The sequence below is a fragment of the Actinoplanes sp. NPDC051859 genome, assembly GCF_044452725.1.
Classification (GTDB): Bacteria; Actinomycetota; Actinomycetes; order Mycobacteriales; family Micromonosporaceae; genus Actinoplanes.
Genome location: NZ_JBITBX010000010.1, coordinates 203,289 through 227,569 on the forward strand (window position 1 = coordinate 203,289; position 24,281 = coordinate 227,569).

A 24,281-nucleotide genomic window follows, 5' to 3' on the forward strand; every position below is an offset into this window, starting at 1 on the left:
GTTGCCCGGTGATTCGTGGGATCAGCAGATATACCAGCGCGACGGACATTTTCTGCAAACAACCCATTGGGCAGCATTCCAGCAGTCAATGGGACGCGAGGTGTATTTCGCCGAGGGTCCCGGCTGGCAAACCATGGCGATCATGGAGCGCGCCGGCGAGAACGCCCGCCTCTACTGCCCGTACGGCCCGGTGGCGGAGAATCTCGAGGCGTACACCGCCGCGGTGGCCGCCATCCGCGCGCTGGGCGAGAAGCACAACGTGCTGTTCATCCGCTCCGAGCCGTGGGCGCCGGTCGCCCGCGAGGACGTCGCCGCCCTCGGGTTCTTCCCGGCCCGCAACCTGCAGCCCGGCCTGACCTGGGTCCAGGACCTGGACAAGACCCGCGACCAGCTGTTCGGGGAGTTCTCGGCGAACAACCGCAACCGGTTCCGCAACGCCCACAAAAAAGGGCTGAGCATCACGTCCAGCACCGACGTGGCGGACGTGGAAATTCTGCTCGAGATGATCCGGGACGTCTCGAACAACACCGGGATGATCGCGCACAACGACGACTACTACCGGCACCAGGCCAAGGCGCTGCTCGAGCGGAACGCCTGCACCCTCTATGTCGCGCGCCACCACGACAAGCCGGTCGCCGCCGCCATCGTGTACGAGAGCGAGACCACCCGGTACTACGCCCACTCCGGCAGCCTGCTCGAGGCCCGCAACTTGCACCCCGGCGGTCCGATGCTGGCGACGATGGTGCTCGACGCGCAGGAGCGCGGCCAGAAGGTCTTCGACTTCATGGGCGCTGCCCCCGCCGACCAGCCCGACCACCCCTGGGCCGGCTTCACCATGTTCAAGCAGTCCTTCGGCGGGCGGTACCGCGCCTATCTCGGCACCTGGGAGATGCCGATCACCGACAAGGAGCGCTTCGCGGGAAAGGTGGCCGAATAGCTGTGGCGGAGTTGTCAAGAGCCGATGACCATCGTGTGAAAAATTCCGCTGACTGCCACACCGAGGCACCCGGGGAGCGTCCCCTTTCCATGACCACGAATCCGACCCTCGGGGCCGTGCTGGCCGCCGTACCCGGCGCCTCCCTGGTGCAGGGCGACGCCGACCAGACCGTCTCCGGCGTCACCCACGACTCCCGCCGGGTGGGCCCGGGCGAGCTGTTCGTCGCCATCCCCGGCGAGCAGCACGACGCCCGCCAGTTCGTCCCCGGCGCGCTCGAGCGCGGGGCCGTCGGCGTGGTCGCCGAGGGACCCGTCGACGTGCCGGAGGGCACCGCCGTCATCCGGGTCCCGTCCGCACGCGCCGCCCTGGCCGACGTCGCCGCCGCCGTCTACGGGCCCACCCCCGAGCGGCTCCGGATGATCGGCGTCACCGGCACCGACGGCAAGACCACCACCACGCACATGATCCACGCGATCCTCGAGGCACACGGCGAGCGCAGCGGACGGCTCAGCACCGTCGGCTTCACCGCCGGCGACGGCGCAGCCCCGGCGAACTTCGGCTTCACCACCCCCGAAGCCGGCGACCTGCACCGCATGCTGGCCGGCCTCGCTGACTCCGGCTGCACCACCGCCGTCACCGAGGTGAGCTCGCACGCGCTCACTCTGCAGCGGGTCCGCGGCTGCACGTTCGGTGTTGCGGTCTTCACCAACCTCACCCCCGAACACCTGGACTTCCACGGCAGCATGCCGGAGTACGCCGCCGCCAAAGCCAAGCTCTTCGCCATGGTCGCGGAGAAAGCGCCGGACGGCTTCGGCGTCGTCAACGCGGACGACCCGGCCTCCGAGGTCATGCGCCGCAACGGACCGAAGCGGATCTACAGCTACAGCATCGACAACGACGCCGACGTCCGCGCGGTCGACATCGTCTGCGAACCGGAGCGCACCACGTTCACCCTGACCAGCCCCTGGGGCAGCAGCGAGATCGTCTCCGTGATCCCCGGCCGGGTGAACGTCTACAACTGGCTCGCCGCGGCGACCACCGCGCTGGGTTTCGGCGTACCGCTCGAGGCGGTCCGCGCCGCAGCAGAGGTCACCACCGTGGACGGCCGGCTCGAACGCGTCGATTGCGGGCAGCCCTTCCAGGTGTTCGTCGACTTCGCGCACACCCCGCACGCGCTGGCGACCGTGCTGAAGACCGTCACGCCGCAGACCGAAGGCCGCCTCATGGTGCTGTTCGGCCACGCCGGCGGGCGCGACGCGGCCAACCGGGCCCCCATGGGCGCCGTCGCCGCCAGCCTCGCCGACGTGGTCATGGTGACCGCCGACAACCCCTGGTACGAAGACCCCGCCGCCATCGCCGAGGAAATCGTCACCGGCGCCCGGGAGCAGCACGACGCGACCGCCGAGATCCTGGTAAACGTGGACCGCGGGGCCGCGCTGCGCGAACTCGTCGCTCTCGCCAAACCCGGCGACACCATCGTGCTGGCAGGCAAGGGCCACGAGCGGCACCAGGTCCTGGCCGAGGGCAAGGTGGCCTGGAACGACGCCGAACAGGTCCGCCTGGTGCTCGCCGACCACGGTTGGATCGCCGAAGGCACCAAAGCCGGGCGGGTCCCCCAGCAGCGGGCCGCCGCCGACCGGACCGCCAGCATCACGGCGCCGGGGCACTCCGGATGAGCGCCTGACCGCGGGCCAGCCACCCGCAGTCAGGGCACAGGTCGAAGGTGGCGTACCGGCGCACCCGTCCGCCCGTACAGCGCGGGCAGTGCGTCGGGCGCTCCCCCGGCGGCCGGTCGGCGCCGAGGCCGAGCACGGTGAAGTCCAGGACCGGCCGCAGCAGCCCGTCGCCCGGGTCGACGGACAACGTGCCGATCCCCTCCGGTACGGCCAACCGCACCACCAGCCACTGCTGGTCCGCGACGGGCGGTGCGCCACCCGGAGCCCTCGCCAGCCTGGGCAGCTGAGGGCTCGGCGCTGCCGATAGACCGGGCGGGGTGCGGCTCGGCGCCGATGACCCTGGCGGAGTGCGGCTCGGCGCTGACGATGACCCCGGCGGAGTGCGGCTCGGCGCTGACGATGACCCCGGCGGAGTGCGGCTCGGCGCGGCCGGTAGCCCAGGCGCATCGGGCAGATCGGTGGCGCATGCATCGTCACCGGGCCCGCAGCCGGCAAGGAGCGCGGCTACGTCGGCGGGTGCGACTTGGTCGATGCCGGTGACAACGGTGGCGCCGGCTCGAACGCCCGGCCGGCCCAGGGCCTGCCGCCACGGCCGGTGCGGACCGGGGCCGGGGTCTGGTTCGCCGGGACCGGCCCGAAGCACGAGGCAGACGCCGCTGCGCTCGGTGCTCAGCATGGCGATTTTCACTGCTGCGCCCCGGCCGTCGTTGAGGCCGGAGAGGCGGGGCGTGCCGGCGGGCTCCGGGGTGTCCGGGTGGGTCACCGGGATCGTGCCGCACACGAAACGCCACAGCGCCGACCGCACCGCGGGAGAGATCACCTCGTCGCAGCGCCGGTCGAGCCAGTGGTCCGGGTGGCGGCGGCGGGGCGGGACAAAGATCGCCGGGTGGGGCCGAGCCGGCCCGTGGGGCTCCGGGGACGCCGAACGCATAGGACAAATCGTGTCATCCTGGCCGCCATCGATCGCTCCCGGGCGACGAGTCAGTCTTGGCGGGCGGGAAAGTCCCGGCGGACGGGTCAGCCCACCTGCAGACGGGTCAGCCCACCTGCAGACGGGTCAGCCCACCTGCAGACGGGTCAGCCCACCTGCAGACGGGTTAGTCCCGGCGGACGGGTTGACCGGAGCGGCGGCGGGCTTCGTGGACGTCGGCCATGAGCCGGTCCCAGGCCGGGTCGGGGCGGAAGGGACCCAGCGGGAGGCGGTCGCCGACCCGCGACCAGCAGTATTCCCACCAGGCCGCGACGCGGACCGGCCACAAGCCCACCCGGACCGCACCCGCGAGGAAGCAGCGGTGCACGAGCAGCGTGGCGGCGAGGATGTCGTCGTCGAACTCGGCGCCCTCGATGTCCACCGCCCGGCCCAGGGCGCGGACGTCGCGGTGCATCTCGGAGTAGGTGATCAGGTCCGGGGTGGCCGGCACCCGTACCTCGGCGCCGGGCACCAGCATGTCGGCGGCATAGGCCGGCATGAACACCACGTCGTCGACGGTGACGATGAGCGGCAGTTCCTCGTGACCGCGCCGGATGCCGAGCTCGAGGCCTGGCGCTCCGGTGGGTACGACGATCTGCTCGAAGCCGAGAATGTCGCGGATCTTGAGTCGGACCGAGTCGCCGATCGCGGGTACGTGAACCGTCACCACGCCGGCCTCGGCGGACACATCCGTGCCCGGGATTTCGGCGAGCAGGCCGATGAGCGATTCACTGTGCATGCGCCCGGTTATACCCGATGGCCGCGACCCGGCGTCAGAAGCGTTCGAACTTGCTCTCCAGATCCGGGACGGCGACCTCGCCGCGACTGCTCATCGTGGAGATCTTGTTGTCGTTGTAGACCCCGCCGCGCTGGTAGTTGTCGTTGGCCCAGGACTGCCGGCCGGCCGGCTCCACGGTGCCCGTCACGATCGGACGGTGGCTGCTGGAGCCGGTGACGAAGAAGTCCATCATCTGCTTGAGCTGGGCGGTCTGGGCGGACATCTCCTCCGCGGTGGCGGCCAGTTCCTCGCTCGAGGAGGCGGTCTGCTCGGTCACCTTGCCGATCTGGGTCATCGCGACGTTGATCTGTCGCACGCCGGTGGACTGTTCCCCACTGGCGGCGGCGATCTCCTGGACCAGGTCGGACGTACGGATGATGCTCGGAATGATGGTGTTGAGGAGGCCACCCGCGCGCTCGGCGGTCTGCACGCTGCCCGCTGCCAGCTCGCTGATCTCCTGAGCGGCGATCTGGCTGCGCTCGGCGAGCTTGCCGACCTCGGTTGCCACGACGGCGAACCCCTTGCCGTGCTCGCCGGCGCGGGCGGCCTCGATGGTGGCGTTGAGCGCGAGCATGTTGGTCTGGAAGGCGATGTCGTCGATGATCCCGATCTTGCTGGTGATCTCCTTCATCGCGGCGACGGTCTTCTCCACCGCTTCGCCGCCTTCCTGCGCCTCGGCGGCCGCCTTGGCCGCGATGCCTTCGGTGGCGACCGCGTTGTCGCTGTTCTGCGAGATGCCGGCGGTCATTTCCTGCACGCTCGACGTGGTCTCCTCCACGCTGGCCGCCTGCTCGGTCGCCGCCTGGGACAGGCTCTGCGAGGCGCCACTGATCTGATTGGACGCCATGTTGAGCTGCGCCGCCGAGTCCACCACCGTGCTGACCGTCTCCCCCAGCCGACTCAGCGCGCTGTTCAGAGCGTTGCCCATCCTGCCGACCTCGTCGTGGCCGCGGACTGCGATCCGTTGGTCGAGGCGCCCGTTGGACAGTCCGGTAAGCACGTTGACGGTCTCCTGCAACGGGCGGGAGATCGCCCGAGTGATGAGCTGCACCACCAGCATCGTCACCAGGATCGCCACCACGATCAACGCGATCAGCAGAGTACGGGAGGTGCTGTAGGCCGATGCGGAGGCGTCCAGGGAATCCTTGGCGGCACTGTCCTGCTCGCCGATCATGCTGTCGACGCTGTTGGCGACCGCATCGGACACCGGTTCCACCTCGGTGGCGCTGATCCGGTTGAACTCGGCGATCTCGCCCGCCATCGCCGCCGGCTTCAGCTTCTCGGTCGCCAGGGACTTGTACGTGCCCCAGGCGGTGGCGAAGGCCTGCTCGTCGCTGCCGTTCTCGATGGCGTGGGTCCCGGAGAAGGCCGCCCAGATCCGGTCCAGGCTGGCGATCGAGTCGTCCAGCGCCCGGCTCGCGCCCGCCCGGGCCTCCGCGGCCGCCGTGGAGAGTTTGCGCATGTCCAGCCGGACCTGCAGATAGCCGGCGCGGAGATCGCCGAGCTGCTTCACGGAGTTCAGGTTGTCGGAGTAGAGCGTCTCGAGTCGGTTCTGCGTGCTGCCGAGCTGCACGATGCCGACGGCCCCGACGGCGATCAACAGGACGCCGGATATGAGTGCCAGGGTTCGCAGTTTCCAGGCGATCGACATGTCTCGGAACGAGAATCCGCTGCGATGGCGGCGTGCGTCCACCGTGTCGGCCATTGTCCAGGCTCCCTTGTTGTCCCCCCGCCGGGCCGGGCCACCCAAATGGTGGTACCGACCCATGACGAGGGCCAGTGTATCGGCGTCCTACCTGCGAAAACCCCATTTCCGAAGCGCTTTCGGGAATGGCTTGCCGAATGCCCCGAAACGGGATTCCGGGAGCACTCGGTCGCAAGTGCCGGACGTGCTGCGGGAGCGTTGCGAAATCTGGTCGAATAGCACCGGAGAAGCGAACTCGGGCAGGCGGGAGACCGGGGTGACCACCAATGCGATGTCGGCCGGGGTGCGCGATGCGGCCACGGCGGAGTCGGGCCGTTATCTGACGTTCACCCTCAACGGCGAGTCGTACGCGCTGGACATCTTCCACGTCAAGGAGATCCTCGAGTACCGCAGCCTCACCGTGGTGCCGATGATGCCGGAGTTCATCCGGGGCGTCATCAACCTGCGGGGGCGGGCGGTGCCGGTGATCGACCTGGCCGTCCGGTTCGCGCGGGGGACGACGGCCATCCTACGGCGTACGACCATCATCATCGTGCACATCAGTGACACGGTGCTGCCCGACGACGAGGACGGTGCCCCGCTGACCAAGGACGGTCAGGAGGGCCAGGACATCGGCATCCTGGTCGACGCGGTCAACAAGGTCGTCACCCTCGACGAGGGCAACATGGAGCCGGCCCCGGCGTTCGGCGCCGGTATCCGCGCCGACTACATCAGCGGCATGGCGCGGCGGGACGAGGATTTCCTCATCGTGTTGGACGTCAGCCGGGTGCTGTCGATCAGTGACATGGTCAGCCTCGGCGACCTTGCCCGGCAGCAGCCGCCCGCGGGAGACGGCGGCACGACAGCCGCACCGGAGCCGCGCTGATGCAGCCGTTCGCGGCGACCCGGCAGCTCTCCGGCGACGAGTTCCGCCAGATCACCACCCTGCTGCACGACCACACCGGCATCGCGCTGGCCCCCGGCAAGGAAGCGCTGGTGGCCGGCCGGCTGGACAAACGACTGCGGCAGCTCGGGCTGGGCGGGTACGGCGAATATCTCGCCATGCTGCGGGGCGGCCAGGACGAGGTCGAGCTGCACCAGATGATCAACCTGCTGACCACGAACGAGACGTTCTTCTTCCGCGAGCCCCGGCATTTCGAGTTGCTGAGCCGGGTCATCGTGCCCCAGCGGGCGCCGGGCCGGACCTTCCGGATGTGGAGTGCGGCGAGTTCCACCGGCGAGGAGGCGTACACGGGGGCGATGGTCCTGGCGGAGTCGTTGCCGCCGGCCCAGTGGGAGATCCTCGGCACTGACATCTCCAGCCGGGTGGTCGAGACGGCCCGCAAGGCGCTGTACTCGATGGACGCCGCCGCCAAGATCCCGCAGCCGATGCTGCGCCGCTACTGCCTGCGCGGCCGCGAGGAGTACGCGGGCCTGATGACGATCTGCCGCGAGCTGCGCAGCCGGGTCCAGTTCCACTGCATCAACCTGATGGAGGACATCCGACAGCTCGGCAGCTTCGACGTGATCTTCCTGCGCAACGTGATGATCTATTTCGATCTGGAGACCAAGCGCGACCTCGTGGACCGTATGCAGAATGTCCTGGTCCCCGGCGGCTTCCTGGTCATCGGCAGTTCCGAGTCGCTGAACGCGATCCCGTCGGACCTGCGCATGGTCGAGCCGTCGGTCTATCGGCTCGCTCCCACGGGGGTGGACCGTGCCTGAGTTCGTCGACCTCCACATCAATCCGGGTGGCTTTCGGTTCGCCAGCGCCAACACCCGGCTCCACACCCTGCTGGGCTCCTGCGTGGCGATCACGTTGTGGCACCCGCGGCGACACATCGGCGGGATGTGTCACTACCTGCTGCCCGGACGGCATCCCACGACGCCGGCCACCGGGTTGGACGGTCGTTACGCCGACGACGCCGTGGAGATGTTCCGGCGCGAGGTGGCCCGGCACGGCAGCCACCCACGCGAGTACGTGGTCAAGGTCTTCGGCGGCGCGGAACAGTTCCCGCACCTCACCGGCCCGCTCACCGGCGTGGCGCAGCAGAACGCCCGGGTCGGTCTGGAGCTGCTCAAGCGGTCCGGGTTCACGGTCACCACGTGTGAGCTGGGCGGGCACGGCTCCCGGCGGCTGATCTTCGAGCTGACCACCGGGCACGTGTGGCTGCGCTGCCTGAACCTCGTCGGCGCGGGGAGCCGGACATGACCGGGCGGATCACCGTGCTGATCGTCGACGACTCGGCAGTCGTCCGGCAGGTGCTGTCCTCGCGGCTGCGGGGCAGCGCCGGGATCGAGGTCATCGGGGCGGTACCGGATCCGATTTTCGCGATGGAGCACATGAACCGGACCTGGCCGGACGTGGTGGTGCTGGACATCGAGATGCCCCGGATGGACGGCCTCACCTTCCTCCGCAAGATCATGTCAACCCGTCCGACGCCGGTGGTCATCTGCTCCACGCTGACCCGCAAGGGCGCCGAGACGACGCTGGAGGCCCTGTCGGCCGGGGCGGCCGCGGTGGTCGCCAAGCCGACGACCGGGCTGAAGAAGTTCCTCGAGGACGACAGCGGCGACATCGTGGCCGCCGTCCGGGCCGCCGCAGCCAGCAACGCACGCCGGTTGAGCCCGGCCAACCGTGCTCAGGCGTACGTCCCGGCCGGGGTGGGGACGCCGGTCGGCGCGGGCGGGCCGGTCACGGACACCGAGCGGGTGGTCGCGATCGGTACGTCCACTGGCGGGACGCAGGCCCTCGAAGTAGTGCTTCCGGCGCTGAATCGCGGCTGCCCCGGCATCGTCCTGGTGCAGCACATGCCGGAGAAGTTCACGTCGGCGTTCGCTGAACGGCTGGACGGGATGTGCCGGGTCCGGGTCAAGGAGGCTGCGGACGGCGACCCGGTGCTGCCCGGCCAGGTTCTCGTCGCCCCGGGCGGACGGCACATGGAGTTGCAGCGCACCGGCGGCTACCGCGTCCGGGTGTTTGACGGGCCGCCGGTCAACCGGCACCGGCCCGCTGTCGACGTGCTGTTCCGCTCGGTGGCGAAAGTTGCCGGACGCAACGCCGTCGGCGTGATCATGACGGGAATGGGCGACGACGGAGCGCGCGGCCTGCTGGAGATGCGCAAGGCCGGCGCGTTCACCGTCGCCCAGGACGAGGCCACCTGTGTCGTGCACGGCATGCCCCGCGAGGCGGTCCTGCTCGGCGCGGTCGACCGGGAGAGCCCACTGGGCTCGCTCGCGGAGGTGATCCACCACCATGGTTGAGGTGATCGGCATCGTCGTCGCCCTGCTCGTCGGCGGCGCAGGCGGCTATCTGCTCGCCCGATGGCGGCTCGGGCGCGCGGCAGCACCCACCGTTGAGGTGCGCACCCGGGCGGCGCCGGTCGCCGGGGATCCGATGTCGGGCATGACGGAGTTCGCCCAGCAGGTGGCCCCGGTCTGGTCGGCGCAAATCGACTCGTCTCGCGGGCAGATGGAGTCCGCGATCGGCCAAGTGACCGAGAAGTTCGCCGGCATCGTGGACAACCTCGACGCCGTGCTCGCCTCGTCGTCCGGCGCCATGCACGACCAGCACGGGTCGGCCTTCGACCGCAGTCAGCACCGCCTCGGCGAGGTCGTCGGCACGCTGGACACGGCGCTGACCGCCAAGCGGGCCGCGTTGGAGGAGTTGCAAACCCTGCTGACACTCAACGACGAGCTGCGGCAGATGTCGGGCGAGGTCACCCGCATCGCCGCACAGACCAACCTGCTCGCGCTGAACGCCGCCATCGAGGCAGCTCGGGTCGGCGCGGCCGGCGCGGCCTTCGGCGTGGTCGCCCTCGAGGTCCGCGACCTGGCGGAACGCTCGCACAGCACCAGCGAACGCATTTCGGCGAAGGTGGCCGGCGTCGCCGCGGCCATCGGTTCGGTGATCGCCAGCGCCCAGGAGAGCGCCGGCCGCGAGGACCAGGCGGTCGCGCACGCCAACGCGGAGGTGCAAGCCGTCCTCGACGACCTGCGCGACGTGCTGCAAGGCATGCAGAACTCGTCGGCCGAACTGGAGCAGGCCGCGGTCGGCATCCGCTCGGACATCAGCCAGTCGTTGGTGAACCTGCAGTTCCAGGACCGGGTCGGGCAGATCCTCGAGCACCTGCGGGACAGCATCGACCAGTTCCCGGTGGTGGTCGCCGAGGCCGGCGAACGGGCCGGCGAGGGTCGGCCGCTGGATCCGCAGGCTCTGCTGGACGCCCTCGCGGCGAACTACACGATGGCCGAGGAACGCGAGGCCCACAAGTCCGGGGCGAGCGCGGCGCCGTCCGAATCCGAAATCACCTTCTTCTAGGGGGAGACCATGGCCAAGACCATTCTGATCGTGGACGACTCCGCCTCGGTGCGGCAGGTCGTCAGCATCGCACTCAAGGGCGCCGGGTACGAGGTGATCGCCGGCGTGGACGGCAAGGACGCCCTGTCCAAGCTGAACGGGCAGCGAATCCACCTGATCATCTCCGACGTGAACATGCCGAACATGGACGGCATCACGTTCGTGGCCGAGGCGAAGAAGCTGCCGGCCTACAAATTCACGCCGATCATCATGCTCACCACCGAATCCCAAGAGGAGAAAAAGCGCCAGGCCCAAGCCGCCGGCGCAAAAGCTTGGGTCACCAAGCCGTTCCAGCCGGAGCAGATGCTCAGCGCGGTAGCGAAACTGATTGCGCCATGACGGACCGCACCGCAGCGAAGCAAGGGCCAGGAGGGCATGGCCCAGCAGACTCAGCCATGACGGACCGCACCGCAGCGAAGCAAGGGCCAGGAGGGCATGGCCCAGCAGACTCAGCCATGACGGACCGCACCGCAGCGAAGCAAAGGCCAGGAGGGCATGGCCGAGGAAGGACAGTGCCATGACGACGCGGGAGTTGCGGCGGGTCGGGCTGGAGGGTGAGCTGACGATCATGACCGCGGGGGAACAGAAGGATCGGTTGCTGACGGCGCTGGAGGGCAGTGCCGGGCTGCGCGTCGATCTGTCCGCGGTGGAGGAGATCGACACCGCGGGCCTGCAGGTGCTGCTGCTGGCCCAGCGGGAGGCCGAGCGCCTGAACCTGGCGTTTGAGCTGGGCGGCTCCGCGGGCTCGGTGGCCGCGGTCTGTGCCCTGGCCGGGCTGGCCGGGACCGGCCCCGCTGCGGAGGAGGAATGATGTCCGCCGACGACGACATGCGTGAAGCGCTCGACACGTTCGTCACGGAGGCGCGTGACCTGGTCCAGCAGCTCGAGGAGGGCCTGCTGGACCTGGAAGGCAACCCGTCGGCGGCGGAGACCGTCAACACGGTGTTCCGAGCCGCGCACACTCTCAAGGGTTCGTCTGGGCTGTTCGGCCTGCACCACCTCGTGCAGTTCACCCACGTAGTGGAGACGGTGCTCGGCTTTGTCCGCGAGGGTGATCTCGACGTGTCGCCGGGCCTGGTGAGCGCGCTGCTGCCGTGCGCCGACCACATCGCGGCGATGATCGAGGGGTTGGCCGACGGGCGGCTGGAGCCGGATGCCGCCCAGGCCGCGGAGGGCGCCGCGTTGCTGGCGGGGCTGGAGCCGTACCTGCCGGACGGGCAGGGTGGCGGGCCGGCCGAGCGGGCGGACGCGAGCGCCGCGCAGGTGAAGGAGCGGGCCTGGCAGCTGAGCCTGCGGTTCGGGGCGGACTGTCTGCGCAACGGCATGGATCCGTTGTCGTTCCTGCGGTACATGTCGAGCATCGGCACGGTGACACACGTGACGACCGATGCGAGCGCGATCCCCGCGGCCGAGGTGATGGACCCGGAGACCTGCTACCTCTCCTTTGAGGTGGAGCTGCTGAGCGAGGCGCCGAAGGAGGAGATCGAGGCCGTCTTCGAGTTTGTCCGCGAGGACAGCGACATCCGGATCGTGCCGGCGCAGCATCAGCTCGACGCGTACGTGAAAGCTATCCGGGCCATGCCGGAGAGCGAGCGGCTCGGCGACGTCTTGATCAGCAGCGGTGCGGTCACGCCGCTGGAAATGGCCGAGGCGCTGCGGATTCAGCAGGAGCGGGCGGTCCGCAGCCGGACCGCGCCGGTGCCGATTGGCGAGATCCTGGTCGAACACGGCATCGTGCCGCGGCCGATTGTCGACGCGGCGTTGAATCGGCAGCGCAAGACCGCCGAGACCCGTTCGCAGGACACGCAGACGATCCGGATCGACGCGGCCCGCTTGGACAAGCTCATCGACCTGGTCGGCGAGCTGGTCATCGCGCAGTCCAGCACGGGGGTACGCAACGGCGCCGGCAACGAGGCGCAGGGCGAGGTCATGCGCCTGGTCGACGAGGTTCGGCACAGCGCGCTGGCGCTGCGGATGGTGCCGATCGGCACCACGCTGCGACGCTTCGAGCGGGTGGTCCGCGACGTCGGCGTGGAGCTCGGCAAGGAGGTGTCGCTGGTGATCACCGGCGGCGATGCCGAGATGGACAAGGCCCTGGTGGAACGGATCGCCGACCCGCTGCTGCACCTGGTCCGTAATTCGCTGGACCACGGTATCGAGGCACCGGCGGAGCGCCAGCGGCACGGCAAGGCGGCGCAGGGCACGCTGAAGCTCAACGCGTACCACGACGCGGGCAGCATCGTGATCGAGGTCGGCGACGACGGCCGTGGCCTGGACCGGGACAAGATCCTGGAGAAGGCGGTCGAGCGCGGGGTCGTCAACGCCGGATCCGTCCTCAGTGACCACGAGGTGTACGACCTCATCTTCGAGCCCGGCTTCTCCACCGCCGACAAGGTCTCCAACCTGTCCGGCCGGGGCGTGGGCATGGATGTGGTCCGCCGTAACGTCACCGCCCTGCGGGGCAGCATCGAGGTGGACACCGCGCGCGGCGTGGGCACGACGATCCGCATCCGGCTGCCGCTGACCTTGGCCATCATCGACGGTTTCCTGGTCGGGGTCGGCAACTCGTCGTTCATTGTGCCGCTGGACCGGGTGACCGAGTGCGTGGAACTGCCGCCCAGCGGCCTCGGCCGCGATTGCATGAACCTGCGCGGCGAGGTGTTGCCGTTCATCCGGTTGCGCGAGCTGTTCGACATTCCGGGGGAACCGGCACGGCGGCAGAACGTCGTCATCGTGGAACAGTCCGGTCAGCGCACCGGGTTGGTCGTGGACTCCCTGCTCGGCGAGTTGCAGACCGTGATCAAACCGCTCGGCGTGCTGTTCAGCCGGCTGAAGTGCATCAGTGGTTCCACGATCCTGGGCAGCGGCGAGATCGCCCTGATCCTGGACGTCGGACCGCTGGTCAACGACCATTCCGAACGGGAGCACTTCCGACAGGTGCAGCCCGCCGCGTAGCAATTCCGATGCGTTCTCGATCGGCTACGGAAAGTCATATTCATCGACGTATGCAAAGGAGTCGAGGCCTAGCCTCCGAGTACTACGCACCCGCGCACTTGTGGCGGGCGGTGAATCGGACAAAGAATCGCAGCATGACGCTCGGCAAAGCGGATCTGCCATTCCCCTACAACCAGGACTTCTCGGGCATTGTCACGAGAGTCAAGGGGGTTCGGGAGTCCACCCGCGCCGCGCTCATCAACTCCCCCAAGGTGGCGTCCTACCTCAAGGCCGGCGCCAATCTGGTCGAACAGAACCTTGGCGCCTGCCCCGAGCCGCCCACCGCCGGCGGCCGCAAGCAGTACTGGTCGGGCCTGCGCTTCCTCACCGAACGCGCGCTGTCCCGCGAGATGGAAAACCTGGCCCCGCCGTTCCTCCGGCAGAAAGGCGACGGGCCGTACCGGGCCACCTGGGCCACCCACGACGACTACCTCAACGACCTGCTCACCTTCCTGTTCCACGCGATGAACTACGACCCGCAGTACAACGCGGAGGTGGAGACCCGCGGCTGGCTCGACGACGAGGAGAGCTTCGTCGACGCCATCGACCGGGCCACCTTCCACGAGTTGCAGGCGATCTGCCGAATGCCGCTGTTCCGGCTACAACTGATCATGGTCGCCACCGCCGACCGCAACGACGGCATCCACGAGGCGATCGCCAACAACTACGCCGGCGCCCTCGAACCCTGGAAGAAGATCTACGAGTCCACGTTCGCCTCCCGCGGTTACCACCTGCGGCCCGGCGTGACACTCGACCAACTCGCGTACATGCTCGCCGCGGTGACCGAAGGCTTCGCCCTGCACCACCTGGGCGATCCCGGCGCTGGCATCGCCGGCGACGACCCCGCCGGCAACCTGGTCGGCATGGCCGTGCTCGGCATCCTCAACAGCTACCTCGAACCGGTCGCTGAACCCACCGGCTCGACTCTTCGTGAGCATTTCCGAGGCGTCTCGCACCGAGCGCGTCCTGCCGACCGCAGCATCGAGAACAGCGGGGAATGACATGACGAGCACGACGCAGCAACCGACCAGCCACGCAGCCCACCCGTCCTCGTGGTGGGAACACCCCAGCGACCTGGTCATGCGCCGCCCGTTCAACGAGTTCACCTTCACCCACATGAACTGGCTCATGCCGACCGAGCGGGTGGCCCGCGGCCCGGCCAGCCGACCCCTACCCGTTGCTCCGGAGCCCCTCGACCTCACCTACCGCTTCGACGACCGCGACCTCAGCCTCGCCGACCTGCACCGGCGCACCCACACCACCGCGTTCGTCGTGCTGCACCGCGGTGCGCTCGTGCACGAAAGCTACCCCGGGCTGTTCGCCGGCCCCCGGCGCCGGATGCAGCTGTTCTCGCTGTCCAAATCGGTTACCTCCGTCCTCATCGGCATCGCCCTGGCCGACGGCGCCATCGGCAGCATCCACGACCAGGTCACCGACTACCGGCCGGACCTGCGCAGGTCGGCGTACGCCGGCACCACCCTCGCCGATCTGCTCGACATGTCCAGCGGCGTCGGCGAGCTCGAGACCTGGGAGACGCCGGACAGCGCCATCCGGCAGTTCGAACGGGCCGTCCTGAGCGGCGGTGACGTGGCGGCCATCATCCGCTCGACGCCCCGTACGGCGACCGCGGGCGAGTCCTTCAACTACTCCACCTTCGACGCTCAAGTGCTCGGCTGGGTGCTGGAAGCCGCCACCGGACAATCGCTGGCCGCGTACGCATCAACGCGGTTGTGGTCGAAGATCGGCGCCGAGCGGGACGCCTATTACGGCCTCAGCCGCTCCCATCCCCGGACGGCCATCGGCGCGGGAGCCTTCAACGCCACCGCCCGGGACCTGGCCCGCATCGGCCGGCTCATGGCCGACGACGGCGGCGGGATCGTGCCCGCCGACTGGGTCCGGCGCAGCCGTGGCAGCGGCCTGCCCCACCTGGCCGTCGGTGCCCTCGGTCCCAGCGGCTACGACCATTACGGGTACGCCAACCAGTGGTGGACCCTCGGCGAAAGCTGCTTCCACGCCTTCACCGGCCTCGGCGTGCACGGGCAGTACCTCTTCGTCGACCCCGCCGCCGACGTGGTCATCGTCAAATGCAGCGCTTGGGCCGCCGAAGACGACGAGGACCGCGACCGGGAAACCGTGACCGCCCTGCGCCGCATCGCCGACCATTTCGCCTGACTCCCCCGCCGACATCCCCTCGCCCCCACGCCCGCACCATCCATGTCCGCGAGAGGAATTGACTTGATCAGCACAGCCCTTCGGCGGCGGCTCGCCGTCCTCGCCGTCACCGCAATCGCCGCGACCGGCGTCCACGTCGGCGTCGCCGAGCCCGCATCCGCCACCATCGGACCGGGCACCGTCCTCGCCGCCGCCACCGCCACGCTGCCGCCCGAGCTGAGCCCGCTCGCCACCGGCAAACGCATTCAGTACGTGACCACGAACGTCAGCGGACTGATGACGATCGCCACCGGCCTGATCCTCACGCCGAAGACCGGTAAGAAGAACCGGACGGTCGCCTGGAGCCACGGCACCACCGGCCTCGCCGACAAGTGCGCACCTTCGGCCAGCCAGGCCGTGTTCTGGCCCGAAGCCCGCGCCGCCATCGCCGGCCTCCTCGGCAAGGGCTGGACGGTCGCCGCCCCGGACTACCCCGGACTCGGCACGCCGGAGTCGCACCCGTACCTGGTCGGGGCCAGCGAGGGCCGGGCCATCATCGACAGCGTCAAAGCGGCCCGCAACCTCGACGGCGCACTGTCCACCCAGTACGCCGTCGACGGCCACTCCCAAGGCGGGCAGGGTGCACTGTTCGCCGGGCAGCTCGCGCCCAGCTACGACGGCTCACTGGTCCTCAAGGGCGTGGCGGCCATCGCGCCGGTGTCGAACCTCGACCAGATCGCCCCGTACATTCCGGGAACGGCCGGGCAGGGCTACCTGGTGATGGCGCTGTACGGCATCAACGCGGTCGAACCCACCTTCAACCCGAACACGTACCTCGCACCGCCGGCACGGCAACGCGGCTCGGTGTTGCAGACCGGTTGTCTCTACGAAATCCTCAACGCGTACGGCCCGCTGACCGCCGAGCAGCTCGTCCCCGGCGGGGTGGTGGCACCGACCGTGCTGACCAAGCTCGCCCGGTACGGCAACCCGGCCACCGCAGCGCCCAGCGCCCCCATCCTCATCGTGCAGGGCACCGACGACGAGGCGGTCCCGTACGACATCACCGCGGGGCCGCTCCTCGATCAACTCTCCGCCTACTCGCAGCCGGTCGAGTTCGTGTCCCTGCCCGGCGAGAACCACGACGGCGCCGTCTTCGCCTCGGTGCAGACCGTGGCGGACTGGATCGCCACCCGCTTCACCTGAGACGTCCCGACCCGCCATCTCGGGACGCCGGCGGCACCCCACGCGACCACCCCCGCGTGGGGTGCCGTTTCCTCAACCCTGAGCCACCGCTGCGCGGATCGCCGCCGCGGTGGCCGCGGCGGCTTCCGCACGGAGGTGATCGATGTCGTACCCGTCAGTGACGTCACCGGTCGCGAGCGCCACCACGGCGTCGCCGTCGAAGCGCGCGTGCGCGGGGTGCAGTGCCTTGGCGAAGCCGGCATGGCCGCTCTGGGCGAGCAAGTAACAGTCGTTCTTGGAAAGCCGGGCGTCGGTCAGCACCACGGCGATCGTGGTGTTGGTCAGCGCCTGCGGTGGCGCGTCGCCGCCTACGCGCGCCGGGCCGTCCGCTTCGGCGAAGAGCGGGTCACCATCCGGGCCGAGGACATCACCCCAGGCGTTGACCACGGCGATCACCTCCACTCGTGCCGAGCCGCAGGTGCGCCCGGCTCTGCCGATACCGCCGGGATCCCGTCGCTGCCGCCACTTGCCGGTCGACGCCCCGGTGCCCGCACCCATCCGACCGGTGCCGAATTCCGCGCCGGACCAGGCGGCCAGCGCGGCCGCGCGACCAGCGCCGGCGTCGGGCGGGCTGGTGCGGACCGAGTCGTCGAAGATCGACATGCCGATCACGATGGGCACCGGGCCGGCCGGCGTGGGAAAGCCGAGGCCGCGCTCCCGCAGCAGACCCAGCACCCCGTCAGCCGCGGACAGCCCGAAGGCGGAGCCGCCCGACAGCACCACCGCGTCAACCCGGTCGACGAGTCGAGTCGGTTCCAGCAGGGCGAACTCCCGCGTCGCCGGGGCGCCGCCGCGCACCTCGCCGGAGGCGACGGTGCCGGGCGGCGGCAGGATGACGGTCACCCCGGTGTCAGAGCCGGTCCAATTCCCCACGTACGTCGACAGCAGCTGCGGTGCGCTCATGCCTTCGATCATGGCGCAACCGCGACGAGCCTGCTCGGCGGCTACTCCTCGCGGCTTCCGTGCCGCGGGGCGGGGACGCCGTTGAGCGGCTTCAGCCCGTTGAGCGGCTTGGCAGCCCCGTTGCGCAGCTCTGCCGGAATGTTCAGCGGCAGCACCGCAGATTTGCGGGAGGCTTCTACCGGCTCGGGGTCCGCGCGTCGCTTGCCCACCGGCTTGGCATCGTCCTGCGCTGCCGCCGACTTCTCCTCCGGCGCGGGCTGGGCTGCCGGCGCGGGCTGGGCCGCCGACGCGGGCTGGGCTGCCGACGCGGGCTGGGCTGCCGACGCGGGCTGGGCTGCCGGCGCGGGCTGGGCCGGGGCCGTCGGCTGGGCGGCCTCCGCCGGCGGTGTTTCCGCCGTGGGTGCCGGCTTCGGCTCCGGCGCGGTCGGCAACGCCTCGGTGGGTAGGTCCCCGGTCACCTGGGGCTGGTCCACCCAAAGGGCCCGGAGCTGGCCCTGCATGAAGCTGGTGAGCCGGGACCGGTACTCGCGGTCGAAGCGCTCCAGCGATTCGATCTGCTCCTGCAATGCCTCCCGCTTCGCGCCGAGACTGCCCACGACGTCGTCGTAGCGCTGCTGGGCGGCCAGGCGAAGCTGATCGGCGTTCTCCTGCGCGTCGGCGGTGATCCGGCCGGCCTCGCTGCGGGCCTCGAGCACGACCTTCGCGGCGCTGCGCTGGGCTTCCTCGGCACGGGCCTGGGTCTCCCGGGCGATCCGCTCGGCCGCAGCGCGCGCCTCGAACAGCACTTGCTCGGCCTCGCGGCGGACAGCGTGGGCGTGCACCTGGGCCTCACGGCCGATCTCCTCGGCCGCGGCCAGCGCGTCCGCGCGGAGCTTCTCCACCTGCTGCTGGGCCTTGGACAGATGCTCCTCGGCGGTCCGCTGCGCCATGGTGAGCACCTGGAGCGCCTGACTGTTGCCGGGGCCAGCCGAAGGGAGCAATGCGTGCTCGGACGTGGCCCCGTCCGGGGAAGATCCGTTGAACATCACTGACCTACGATCCTTGGCTCCGGTGGTCCGCGGCGCGAACGGCGGCATGCTACCAGCGGAAACAGGCGGACCGCGACGGCCACAGCGTCACCGGGAACCAACCTTCCGTGACGCTCGACCGCGACGCATCGGCGGCGCCAAATACGTCAGCGCGCTAGCTCTCCGCCCGACGTGGGTCGGGCGGGGCCGCCCGACGCACCCGGTAGACGGCAGATTCCGAACGCTGGTGATCCTCGGGTGAGCCCAGTGCCGACTGGTCGTAGACGGCGACCCGCTCCAGCAGCGCCCCGCCCGCATGGCCGCGGCCGGGATCGCCCGCCCAGACCTGGGCGCCGCGGGCGGCGGCCCGAGTCAGGAAGGCGAGCACCCGCGTGGCGAGAGTCTCCTCATACAACCCGTCACCCGCGAGGATGACGTCCGCACCCGCTCCGGTGCCGTCCAGCAGGTCGTCGGTGACGCATTCCAGGCGTACGCCGTTGGCCTGCGCGTTCGCCTCGATCGCCACGCTCGCGTACGGATCGATGTCATTAGCTGTCACCGACGCGGCACCGGCCTGGGCGGCGGCAATCGCGACCAGACCGGAGCCGGACGCGATGTCGAGCACCCGGCGGCCGGCCACGATCGCGGGGTTGTCGAGCACGTAGCGCGCGAGCACCTGCCCACCCGCCCAGGCGGACGCCCAGAACGGCGCCGGCAATCGGTGTCCTGCGGAAGCCTCCAGGCGCGCCCAGAGCAGGGTGGGATCCTCAGCGAGATAAAGCTGAATTTCCGGGACGAGCGCGACCGGACGCAGATGCAGCGCATCGGCGGTGGGGTACGCAGCACCGGCGGAGCTGTCGGTCAGCCACGGCGTCAGCGACGCAGGCGGCACGGGAGGTTGCTCGCGAATATTGATGTCATATCACCGCCGAGAACTTAGCACAGCGGCGTAAAAGCGACCCTTTGCCGATTCTCAGCCCAGCGCGGTGCTGGAACCATTGGCTGCGGCGAGGATGAACCCGCCACAGAGGCAGAGGAAAATGATCAGCGAGATCACCAGCAGCACGATCGTCACGGCCATCCCCGGGTACTTCTGCGGGGGCGCACCGAGCGCGCCCGCCATGAAGACCACCATCGGGGCGCGGTAGTCCAGCTCGACGGTCTGCCCCGGATGCACCGTGACGCCGAGGTCTGCCACGCCGATCCGCGACGGCAGCAGGTACGGCACGTGCACGTGGACGTGGTGCTGGCCGGGGGCGACCGGCACCACCGTGCGGCCCCAGGCGTTGCTCGCCTGGTGACCGTCGATCGCCACCACCGGCTTGAACAGGCCGAGCATGAAAGCCAGCGGGTGGTACTTCACGGTCAGCGCGATGGCGCTGCCACCGGGAGGCGGGTAAGTGGGCTGGTGGTGCGGGTTCCACGGCTGCTGCTCGTACACGATGATCCTCTCCCGGGCAATCCAGCCGGCGCAGGATACTGCCTGGACCGCCCAGGCGGAAATCCCCGGGGACGAGGGTGGAAATATCGTCTCACCAGTGACCAAACTCCGGCACCGCCGCATTCTTCTCAGGTGACCTTCGAGCAATTCGCGGCCGCCCGGCTCCCGACCCTGCTGCGGTACGCGGTCGTTCTCACCGGCGACCGAGAACACGCGCAGGACGTCGTCCAGGAGGTCCTGGCGCGGACGCACGTGCACTGGGACCGGATCAGCCAGACCGACGCTCCCGAGGCGTACGTGCGCCGCATGGTGCTCAACGAGTTCCTCTCCTGGCGCCGCAGCTGGACCGCCCGACACGTGTACGCCGTCGGCGAGCGCCTGGTCGATCTCGACGACGCCCGGGGCGGGGTGGTCGACCACGCGCAGGACGTCGTGGACGCCGACGAGCTGTGGCAGCGACTGGCGACGCTCGGCCGCAAGCAGCGTGCCGTACTCGTCCTGCGTTACTACGAACAGCTGGACGACGACACGATCGCCGAGCTGATCGGGTGCTCCCCCGCGACCGTCCGCAGCTACGCCTCGCGGGCGCTGAAGATCCTCCGGCTGACCTCGGCACGGCAAGCCGTCCTGGAGATGTCGTGACCGGCGCCGCCGAGCGACTGCAGGAGGCGTTCGCGCGGCACGAGCACCTGACCCCGGACCCCGCCGTGGTTTACGCCCGGGTGCGCGAGCTGTCCCGCGCGTACCGATGGCAGCGTTGGCTTTCAGAGGCCCAGGACGGTGACGGTGACAGTCGCGACGGCATCGACGTCGAGGTCTTCCGCCCGACGGACGGCGCGCTTGACCGGTAGGACGAACACCCCGCGCTCTTTGTCCGGGAAGATCGACGTCTGCCAGGTGGTGCCGCCGATGCTGGCCCGCACCCGCAGGGAGCCGAAGCCGCGGGCTCGACCGGCGGTTTGCTCCCGCAGCAGGTCGGACTCCTCGGCGGGCAGGCTGACGAAGGTCCACTGTTCGGCGGGCCGAGCGTGCCAGACCCACAGCTCGGCGGTGAAGGTCACGATCACCGCAGCAGCATCACATGCGGGCTGTGAAACAGGACCGCCTGGGAAAATAGGACGCCGCTGCGAATTCCACGGGGGAAGAACTCGCAACGGCGTGAGGTCAGCCTAACCGGCGCAGGGGGCTGAAGTCCAATCGCGAGCGTCGTTGCCGCTCAAGGGTGCAGGATTGGCTGCTCAAGGCCGCAGGACGGCGAGCACTCGGGCCATCGCGCCGACACTGTCGCCGTGCGAAGTGCGGGCGTGAGCGAGCCAGGCACTGAGATCGAACCCGGGGTAGCCGGTGCGGAATCGGTCAGCCAATTCGGCGACTTCACCCGGGTCAAAGGCAAGATCGTGAGTGAGCAGCGAGTACGGCCGCACATTGCCCGCAGCCAGCGCCGGCTTGACCGCGACCAACTCGTCCACCACCACGCGCACCTGTTCGTCCTCGCCCATGGGTCACACCTCCATGACGCAGGATGCCCTCGCCCGGTCGGGGCCGGCTCGAAAATCCCCCGAGCGTCTCGCTGTGGCGGTGGGTCAGCCCGAGGCGCCGAGGGTACGGGCGAGCCGGGCCGCCTCGGTGGCGATCCGGGTCCGGCCGCCGCGTGCCACGGCGGCGTCGAGCTCCGGCAGGCGGTCCCGCGCCTCGATGGCGGACGCGGCGGCGGTGGCGAGCGCGAGCAGGTCGGGCCCGCCCGCGCTCGCCGTAAGCGCCCCGGGCACGAGCATCCGCGCCGCCGCCCACACCTGCGCAGCAGCGCCCGCCTGAAGCGCGCCGGCGAGCGAGGCGGCAACCCGGCGCAGGACGAGCACACCCCCGGCATGCAGGGCAGCCAGTTCCCGCCCGACCCGCGCGCCGACCTCCGCGCTGCCGGGCACACCGCTCTGCCCGATGAGCACGAACGCATCGGTGGCGGCGAGCCGCTCGGAGGACCTGCCCGCTGTCAAGCCGTACGCGAGGCAGAGTGCGAACGCCGGGCCGACCGGCCCGGACGCACGCGCGAGGGCGGGGAGCAGCGCGGCCCCGCAGTGAGCGTTGCCGTCGGCGCTCTGGGCGAGCATCGGCTGCAGGTATGCGGCGAGCAGCTCGCGATGGCTGGGGAAGGCGAACGGCCAGGACGTCGACCATGAGGAGCGGGCGGACTGGTACGCCCGGGTATAGGCCCCCTCCGGGGGGCGGCCGAGCAACTCGGGCGGCAGCATCAGGTCCGGGTGCGTCAGCGGAGCGAACACCACGGTGCGCCGGAGCGGTGCGCTGGTAGCGCAGGAGCAACCGGTATGGCGGTGCCGGCACTTCCGCAGGTGCACGTCGACGACGCTGACGGCCGGGTCGGCGAGTGCGCCCACCGGAGACCCAGCGCGCTAACGCCCGTCCTGCGGGGGAACGCAGCCGGGCGGCGGAGGCGACCACGCCGGGATCCACCGCACGAGGCAGCCGCAGCAGTGCCTGGGTCAGGTCGTACGGGCCGGGCTGGGCGTCCGTGGCTTCGGCGGCGGTGAGCAGGTCCAGCAGCCGGCCCGGATCGACGTGCCCGTCGATGGTGGCCGGGGTGGCGAGCAGCGCGGCGGGCGGTTCGGCGGCCAGTTGCCCGGCCAGCTCGATCATCCGCCGGGCCAGCAGCCAGGACGGATTGGCCGGATCGCGTTCGTCCCCCGTCAGGTCGTACGACTGCCGTTTTCCGGTAACCGCGGCTCGCAGGAGGGCCACGAACACATCGGTCCAGTACTCGGGCACCAGCGGGCCCAGCCCCGCGGCCACCGCGGGCCGGTCGGCCCGGGTGCATACCGGCAGAGCGGCGGCGAACCGCTCGAACAGGATCGGATCGTCGCGGGTACGCAGCAGGATCGTCGCGGCGGCAACCAGTTCGGACACCGTGGCGATGGGTGGTGGCAGCGGGGCGGCGGTACCACCCGACGAAACCGCGCCGGCTGCCGGGACCTGTCCGGGTGCGTCAGCCGACCGGGGTGGGCCGGCCGGCTGCTCGCCCAGCAGTGTGTCAGCCTGGCGGCGGAGGTCGCCGTCGAGCCCCGCAGCGGCGGCACGTAGCAGCGCCCTGCCCTCATCGCCGAACGTGGGAAGGTGCCGGGCGGCCAGCTGCAGGACACGCTCGGCCAGGTCGACCGCCTCGTTGGCGAGCCCCGCCACCAAAGCCGCGAACAGCTGCCGGTCGCCGGTGCGGCCCAGGACCGCGTCGAGCCAGGCGAGCAGAGTCGAGGTACGGCAGCAGGCCGCCCTCCCCGGACAAGCCGCGCTGGACGCCCGGCGACAGCAGCACCGCGAAACGCAAGGCACCGAGGTCGAACTCCCAGCCGCTCGCGACCGCCCCGCCCGCGGCTGTCACGGACGGCCCGTAGAGCCGCAGGGTGCGGGTGTGCGGCAGCAACGACCGGAACGGGGTGAGCCGCTGCGCGCCCGCAAGACAGACGGCCCCGGGTGCGGCGGCGGTGGTCGCCCGCACCGAGCGCCCGGCGGGAACGAGCCACTGCACGTCACCGCGGTAAGCCGGCAGCCGATGCAGCAGTGCCGAGGCCTGCCCGCCGGGGATCTCGGCGCGCAGGTCAAACCCGGCGGCGAGGAACCCGGCCTCGGCGAACCCGCGCAGCCAGCGCTGCGGCAGCGGCACCCGTTTCTCAACGACCCGCCCGTCGAGCGTGGTGACGGCCAGTTCGTCAGGACCCACCGTCAGCCGCAACGGGTCACCGGACCCGATCCTCGTCAGGGCGGTGTAGAGCGGCGGGTTGATGTCGACGTTGGTGGTGCCGTGCGTGAGCAGCGCACCGTCGAGCGCGGCGGGCAGCACGTCGAGGCGGGCGTACACACCGCAGCAGGCGGACAACGACTCGAACCGCATCCGGTCGCCGCCGCAGGTGACCACCGGATCCCGCAGCCCGCGCACGCCGATCTGATCGCGCCGGAAGTCGGCCGCGGCGACGTCGGCCAGTGCGGCGAGACACACGGCAGCGGGCCGGGCAGCGGTGAGGAAGCCGGTGAAGGAGGACTCGTGCTGCCCGGCGGTCTCGAGGAACAGATCACCGTCCACCAGCGCAGAAGCACGCTGGTAGGCGACCTCCTGGATCCAGGTGGTCATGAC

Annotated in this window: 26 protein-coding genes; 15 read left to right on the forward strand and 11 right to left on the reverse strand. The window is 70.3% G+C overall.

The genetic code is table 11. The features are described 5' to 3' along the window. The first annotated feature begins 88 nt into the window (after positions 1 to 88). Together ACIA1L_RS24885 and ACIA1L_RS24890 are read left to right on the forward strand one after the other, a co-directional pair. Complete coding sequence (locus ACIA1L_RS24885; protein WP_396075300.1) at positions 89 to 937, forward strand: lipid II:glycine glycyltransferase FemX; 849 nt, start codon at positions 89 to 91, stop codon at positions 935 to 937. A gap of 89 nt (positions 938 to 1,026) precedes the next feature. Then, a complete protein-coding gene (locus tag ACIA1L_RS24890) occupies positions 1,027 to 2,613 on the forward strand; it encodes a UDP-N-acetylmuramoyl-L-alanyl-D-glutamate--2,6-diaminopimelate ligase (RefSeq protein ID WP_396075301.1) in 1,587 nt (528 codons plus the stop codon). Here the strand turns inward: ACIA1L_RS24890 and ACIA1L_RS24895 are convergent. The 3 genes from ACIA1L_RS24895 to ACIA1L_RS24905 form a co-directional block, all read right to left on the reverse strand. Further along, the gene (locus tag ACIA1L_RS24895; RefSeq protein WP_396075302.1) at positions 2,588 to 3,544 is read right to left on the reverse strand and encodes a hypothetical protein; all 957 of its coding nucleotides are present in this window, start codon (positions 3,542 to 3,544) and stop codon (positions 2,588 to 2,590) included. The two genes, ACIA1L_RS24890 and ACIA1L_RS24895, sit on opposite strands and share 26 nt — an antisense overlap. 166 nt (positions 3,545 to 3,710) lie before the next feature. Continuing rightward, entirely contained in the window at positions 3,711 to 4,322 is a 612-nt protein-coding gene (locus ACIA1L_RS24900) for a hypothetical protein (RefSeq protein ID WP_396075303.1), read from the reverse strand. Positions 4,323 to 4,356: 34 nt separating this feature from the next. Then, the gene (locus tag ACIA1L_RS24905; RefSeq protein ID WP_396075304.1) at positions 4,357 to 6,066 is read right to left on the reverse strand and encodes a methyl-accepting chemotaxis protein; all 1,710 of its coding nucleotides are present in this window, start codon (positions 6,064 to 6,066) and stop codon (positions 4,357 to 4,359) included. 256 nt (positions 6,067 to 6,322) lie between these two features. On the opposite strand from ACIA1L_RS24905, the gene ACIA1L_RS24910 reads away from it, so the two are divergent. The 11 genes from ACIA1L_RS24910 to ACIA1L_RS24960 all read left to right on the forward strand — a co-directional run bounded on the left by ACIA1L_RS24910 (position 6,323) and on the right by ACIA1L_RS24960 (position 16,753). Next, positions 6,323 to 6,931, forward strand: coding sequence for a chemotaxis protein CheW (locus ACIA1L_RS24910; protein WP_396075305.1), 609 nt, complete (start codon positions 6,323 to 6,325; stop codon positions 6,929 to 6,931). Beyond that, positions 6,931 to 7,770 carry a CheR family methyltransferase gene (locus tag ACIA1L_RS24915; protein ID WP_396075306.1) on the forward strand — a complete coding sequence of 280 codons (840 nt, stop codon included), beginning with the start codon at positions 6,931 to 6,933 and terminating at the stop codon, positions 7,768 to 7,770. Before ACIA1L_RS24910 ends, ACIA1L_RS24915 begins: the two co-directional genes overlap by 1 nt. After that, positions 7,763 to 8,257 (forward strand): chemotaxis protein CheD, encoded by a 495-nt coding sequence (locus ACIA1L_RS24920; RefSeq protein WP_396075307.1) that lies wholly within the window; start codon positions 7,763 to 7,765, stop codon positions 8,255 to 8,257. Before ACIA1L_RS24915 ends, ACIA1L_RS24920 begins: the two co-directional genes overlap by 8 nt. Continuing rightward, positions 8,254 to 9,309 (forward strand): chemotaxis response regulator protein-glutamate methylesterase, encoded by a 1,056-nt coding sequence (locus ACIA1L_RS24925; protein ID WP_396075308.1) that lies wholly within the window; start codon positions 8,254 to 8,256, stop codon positions 9,307 to 9,309. The genes ACIA1L_RS24920 and ACIA1L_RS24925 overlap by 4 nt, the downstream gene beginning before the upstream one ends. Beyond that, positions 9,302 to 10,366 carry a methyl-accepting chemotaxis protein gene (locus tag ACIA1L_RS24930; protein ID WP_396075310.1) on the forward strand — a complete coding sequence of 355 codons (1,065 nt, stop codon included), beginning with the start codon at positions 9,302 to 9,304 and terminating at the stop codon, positions 10,364 to 10,366. Before ACIA1L_RS24925 ends, ACIA1L_RS24930 begins: the two co-directional genes overlap by 8 nt. Positions 10,367 to 10,396: 30 nt before the next feature. Then, the gene (locus tag ACIA1L_RS24935) at positions 10,397 to 10,744 is read left to right on the forward strand and encodes a response regulator (protein ID WP_396075311.1); all 348 of its coding nucleotides are present in this window, start codon (positions 10,397 to 10,399) and stop codon (positions 10,742 to 10,744) included. Between the two features lie 178 nt (positions 10,745 to 10,922). Then, positions 10,923 to 11,216, forward strand: coding sequence for a lipid asymmetry maintenance protein MlaB (locus ACIA1L_RS24940; protein ID WP_396075312.1), 294 nt, complete (start codon positions 10,923 to 10,925; stop codon positions 11,214 to 11,216). Beyond that, complete coding sequence (locus tag ACIA1L_RS24945) at positions 11,216 to 13,360, forward strand: chemotaxis protein CheA (RefSeq protein ID WP_396075313.1); 2,145 nt, start codon at positions 11,216 to 11,218, stop codon at positions 13,358 to 13,360. Before ACIA1L_RS24940 ends, ACIA1L_RS24945 begins: the two co-directional genes overlap by 1 nt. Positions 13,361 to 13,494: 134 nt before the next feature. Further along, complete coding sequence (locus tag ACIA1L_RS24950; RefSeq protein ID WP_396075314.1) at positions 13,495 to 14,400, forward strand: hypothetical protein; 906 nt, start codon at positions 13,495 to 13,497, stop codon at positions 14,398 to 14,400. A 1-nt stretch (position 14,401) separates the two neighbouring features. Then, positions 14,402 to 15,571 carry a serine hydrolase domain-containing protein gene (locus tag ACIA1L_RS24955; protein ID WP_396075315.1) on the forward strand — a complete coding sequence of 390 codons (1,170 nt, stop codon included), beginning with the start codon at positions 14,402 to 14,404 and terminating at the stop codon, positions 15,569 to 15,571. A gap of 63 nt (positions 15,572 to 15,634) precedes the next feature. Further along, positions 15,635 to 16,753 carry an alpha/beta fold hydrolase gene (locus ACIA1L_RS24960; RefSeq protein WP_396075317.1) on the forward strand — a complete coding sequence of 373 codons (1,119 nt, stop codon included), beginning with the start codon at positions 15,635 to 15,637 and terminating at the stop codon, positions 16,751 to 16,753. Between the two features lie 72 nt (positions 16,754 to 16,825). Here the strand turns inward: ACIA1L_RS24960 and ACIA1L_RS24965 are convergent, their stop codons facing one another. From ACIA1L_RS24965 to ACIA1L_RS24980, 4 genes are all read right to left on the reverse strand, one after another. Continuing rightward, the gene (locus ACIA1L_RS24965) at positions 16,826 to 17,695 is read right to left on the reverse strand and encodes a P1 family peptidase (RefSeq protein ID WP_396075318.1); all 870 of its coding nucleotides are present in this window, start codon (positions 17,693 to 17,695) and stop codon (positions 16,826 to 16,828) included. 41 nt (positions 17,696 to 17,736) lie between these two features. Next, positions 17,737 to 18,624: a hypothetical protein gene (locus ACIA1L_RS24970; protein WP_396075319.1), complete on the reverse strand. Its 888-nt coding sequence runs from the start codon at positions 18,622 to 18,624 to the stop codon at positions 17,737 to 17,739. Between the two features lie 253 nt (positions 18,625 to 18,877). Then, positions 18,878 to 19,594 (reverse strand): class I SAM-dependent methyltransferase, encoded by a 717-nt coding sequence (locus ACIA1L_RS24975; RefSeq protein ID WP_396075320.1) that lies wholly within the window; start codon positions 19,592 to 19,594, stop codon positions 18,878 to 18,880. Positions 19,595 to 19,675: 81 nt separating this feature from the next. Continuing rightward, positions 19,676 to 20,143: a hypothetical protein gene (locus tag ACIA1L_RS24980; RefSeq protein ID WP_396075321.1), complete on the reverse strand. Its 468-nt coding sequence runs from the start codon at positions 20,141 to 20,143 to the stop codon at positions 19,676 to 19,678. A gap of 132 nt (positions 20,144 to 20,275) precedes the next feature. Between ACIA1L_RS24980 and ACIA1L_RS24985 the strand changes: the two genes are divergently transcribed. Next, complete coding sequence (locus ACIA1L_RS24985) at positions 20,276 to 20,785, forward strand: SigE family RNA polymerase sigma factor (RefSeq protein ID WP_396075322.1); 510 nt, start codon at positions 20,276 to 20,278, stop codon at positions 20,783 to 20,785. A gap of 122 nt (positions 20,786 to 20,907) precedes the next feature. On the opposite strand, the gene ACIA1L_RS24990 is transcribed toward ACIA1L_RS24985, so the two are convergent. The 3 genes from ACIA1L_RS24990 to ACIA1L_RS25000 form a co-directional block, all read right to left on the reverse strand. After that, positions 20,908 to 21,210, reverse strand: coding sequence for a DUF1905 domain-containing protein (locus ACIA1L_RS24990; RefSeq protein WP_396075323.1), 303 nt, complete (start codon positions 21,208 to 21,210; stop codon positions 20,908 to 20,910). 171 nt (positions 21,211 to 21,381) lie between these two features. Next, on the reverse strand, positions 21,382 to 21,642 hold the full coding sequence (locus ACIA1L_RS24995) for a hypothetical protein (protein ID WP_396075324.1): 261 nt from the start codon (positions 21,640 to 21,642) through the stop codon (positions 21,382 to 21,384). Between the two features lie 84 nt (positions 21,643 to 21,726). After that, positions 21,727 to 22,536: a hypothetical protein gene (locus ACIA1L_RS25000; RefSeq protein ID WP_396075325.1), complete on the reverse strand. Its 810-nt coding sequence runs from the start codon at positions 22,534 to 22,536 to the stop codon at positions 21,727 to 21,729. Positions 22,537 to 22,717: 181 nt separating this feature from the next. Here ACIA1L_RS25000 and ACIA1L_RS25005 point away from each other — a divergent pair, with 181 nt between their 5' ends. After that, entirely contained in the window at positions 22,718 to 23,236 is a 519-nt protein-coding gene (locus ACIA1L_RS25005) for a hypothetical protein (RefSeq protein WP_396075326.1), read from the forward strand. Positions 23,237 to 23,249: 13 nt separating this feature from the next. Here ACIA1L_RS25005 and ACIA1L_RS25010 read toward each other — a convergent pair whose 3' ends face one another. Beyond that, a complete protein-coding gene (locus tag ACIA1L_RS25010; RefSeq protein ID WP_396075327.1) occupies positions 23,250 to 24,278 on the reverse strand; it encodes a hypothetical protein in 1,029 nt (342 codons plus the stop codon). Positions 24,279 to 24,281: the final 3 nt, after the last annotated feature.

Coding starts and splice junctions, on each gene's coding strand:
- ACIA1L_RS24900 (WP_396075303.1), bottom strand. CDS start 4,322: ATGCACAGTGAATCGCTCATCGGCCTGCTCGCCGAAATCCCGGGCACG.
- ACIA1L_RS24995 (WP_396075324.1), bottom strand. CDS start 21,642: ATGGGCGAGGACGAACAGGTGCGCGTGGTGGTGGACGAGTTGGTCGCG.
- ACIA1L_RS24885 (WP_396075300.1), top strand. CDS start 89: ATGGGACGCGAGGTGTATTTCGCCGAGGGTCCCGGCTGGCAAACCATG.
- ACIA1L_RS24890 (WP_396075301.1), top strand. CDS start 1,027: ATGACCACGAATCCGACCCTCGGGGCCGTGCTGGCCGCCGTACCCGGC.
- ACIA1L_RS24955 (WP_396075315.1), top strand. CDS start 14,402: ATGACGAGCACGACGCAGCAACCGACCAGCCACGCAGCCCACCCGTCC.
- ACIA1L_RS24895 (WP_396075302.1), bottom strand. CDS start 3,544: ATGCGTTCGGCGTCCCCGGAGCCCCACGGGCCGGCTCGGCCCCACCCG.
- ACIA1L_RS24965 (WP_396075318.1), bottom strand. CDS start 17,695: ATGAGCGCACCGCAGCTGCTGTCGACGTACGTGGGGAATTGGACCGGC.
- ACIA1L_RS24905 (WP_396075304.1), bottom strand. CDS start 6,066: ATGGCCGACACGGTGGACGCACGCCGCCATCGCAGCGGATTCTCGTTC.
- ACIA1L_RS24930 (WP_396075310.1), top strand. CDS start 9,302: ATGGTTGAGGTGATCGGCATCGTCGTCGCCCTGCTCGTCGGCGGCGCA.
- ACIA1L_RS24940 (WP_396075312.1), top strand. CDS start 10,923: ATGACGACGCGGGAGTTGCGGCGGGTCGGGCTGGAGGGTGAGCTGACG.
- ACIA1L_RS24925 (WP_396075308.1), top strand. CDS start 8,254: ATGACCGGGCGGATCACCGTGCTGATCGTCGACGACTCGGCAGTCGTC.
- ACIA1L_RS24915 (WP_396075306.1), top strand. CDS start 6,931: ATGCAGCCGTTCGCGGCGACCCGGCAGCTCTCCGGCGACGAGTTCCGC.
- ACIA1L_RS24950 (WP_396075314.1), top strand. CDS start 13,495: ATGACGCTCGGCAAAGCGGATCTGCCATTCCCCTACAACCAGGACTTC.
- ACIA1L_RS24945 (WP_396075313.1), top strand. CDS start 11,216: ATGTCCGCCGACGACGACATGCGTGAAGCGCTCGACACGTTCGTCACG.
- ACIA1L_RS24970 (WP_396075319.1), bottom strand. CDS start 18,624: ATGGCGCAGCGGACCGCCGAGGAGCATCTGTCCAAGGCCCAGCAGCAG.
- ACIA1L_RS25010 (WP_396075327.1), bottom strand. CDS start 24,278: ATGACCACCTGGATCCAGGAGGTCGCCTACCAGCGTGCTTCTGCGCTG.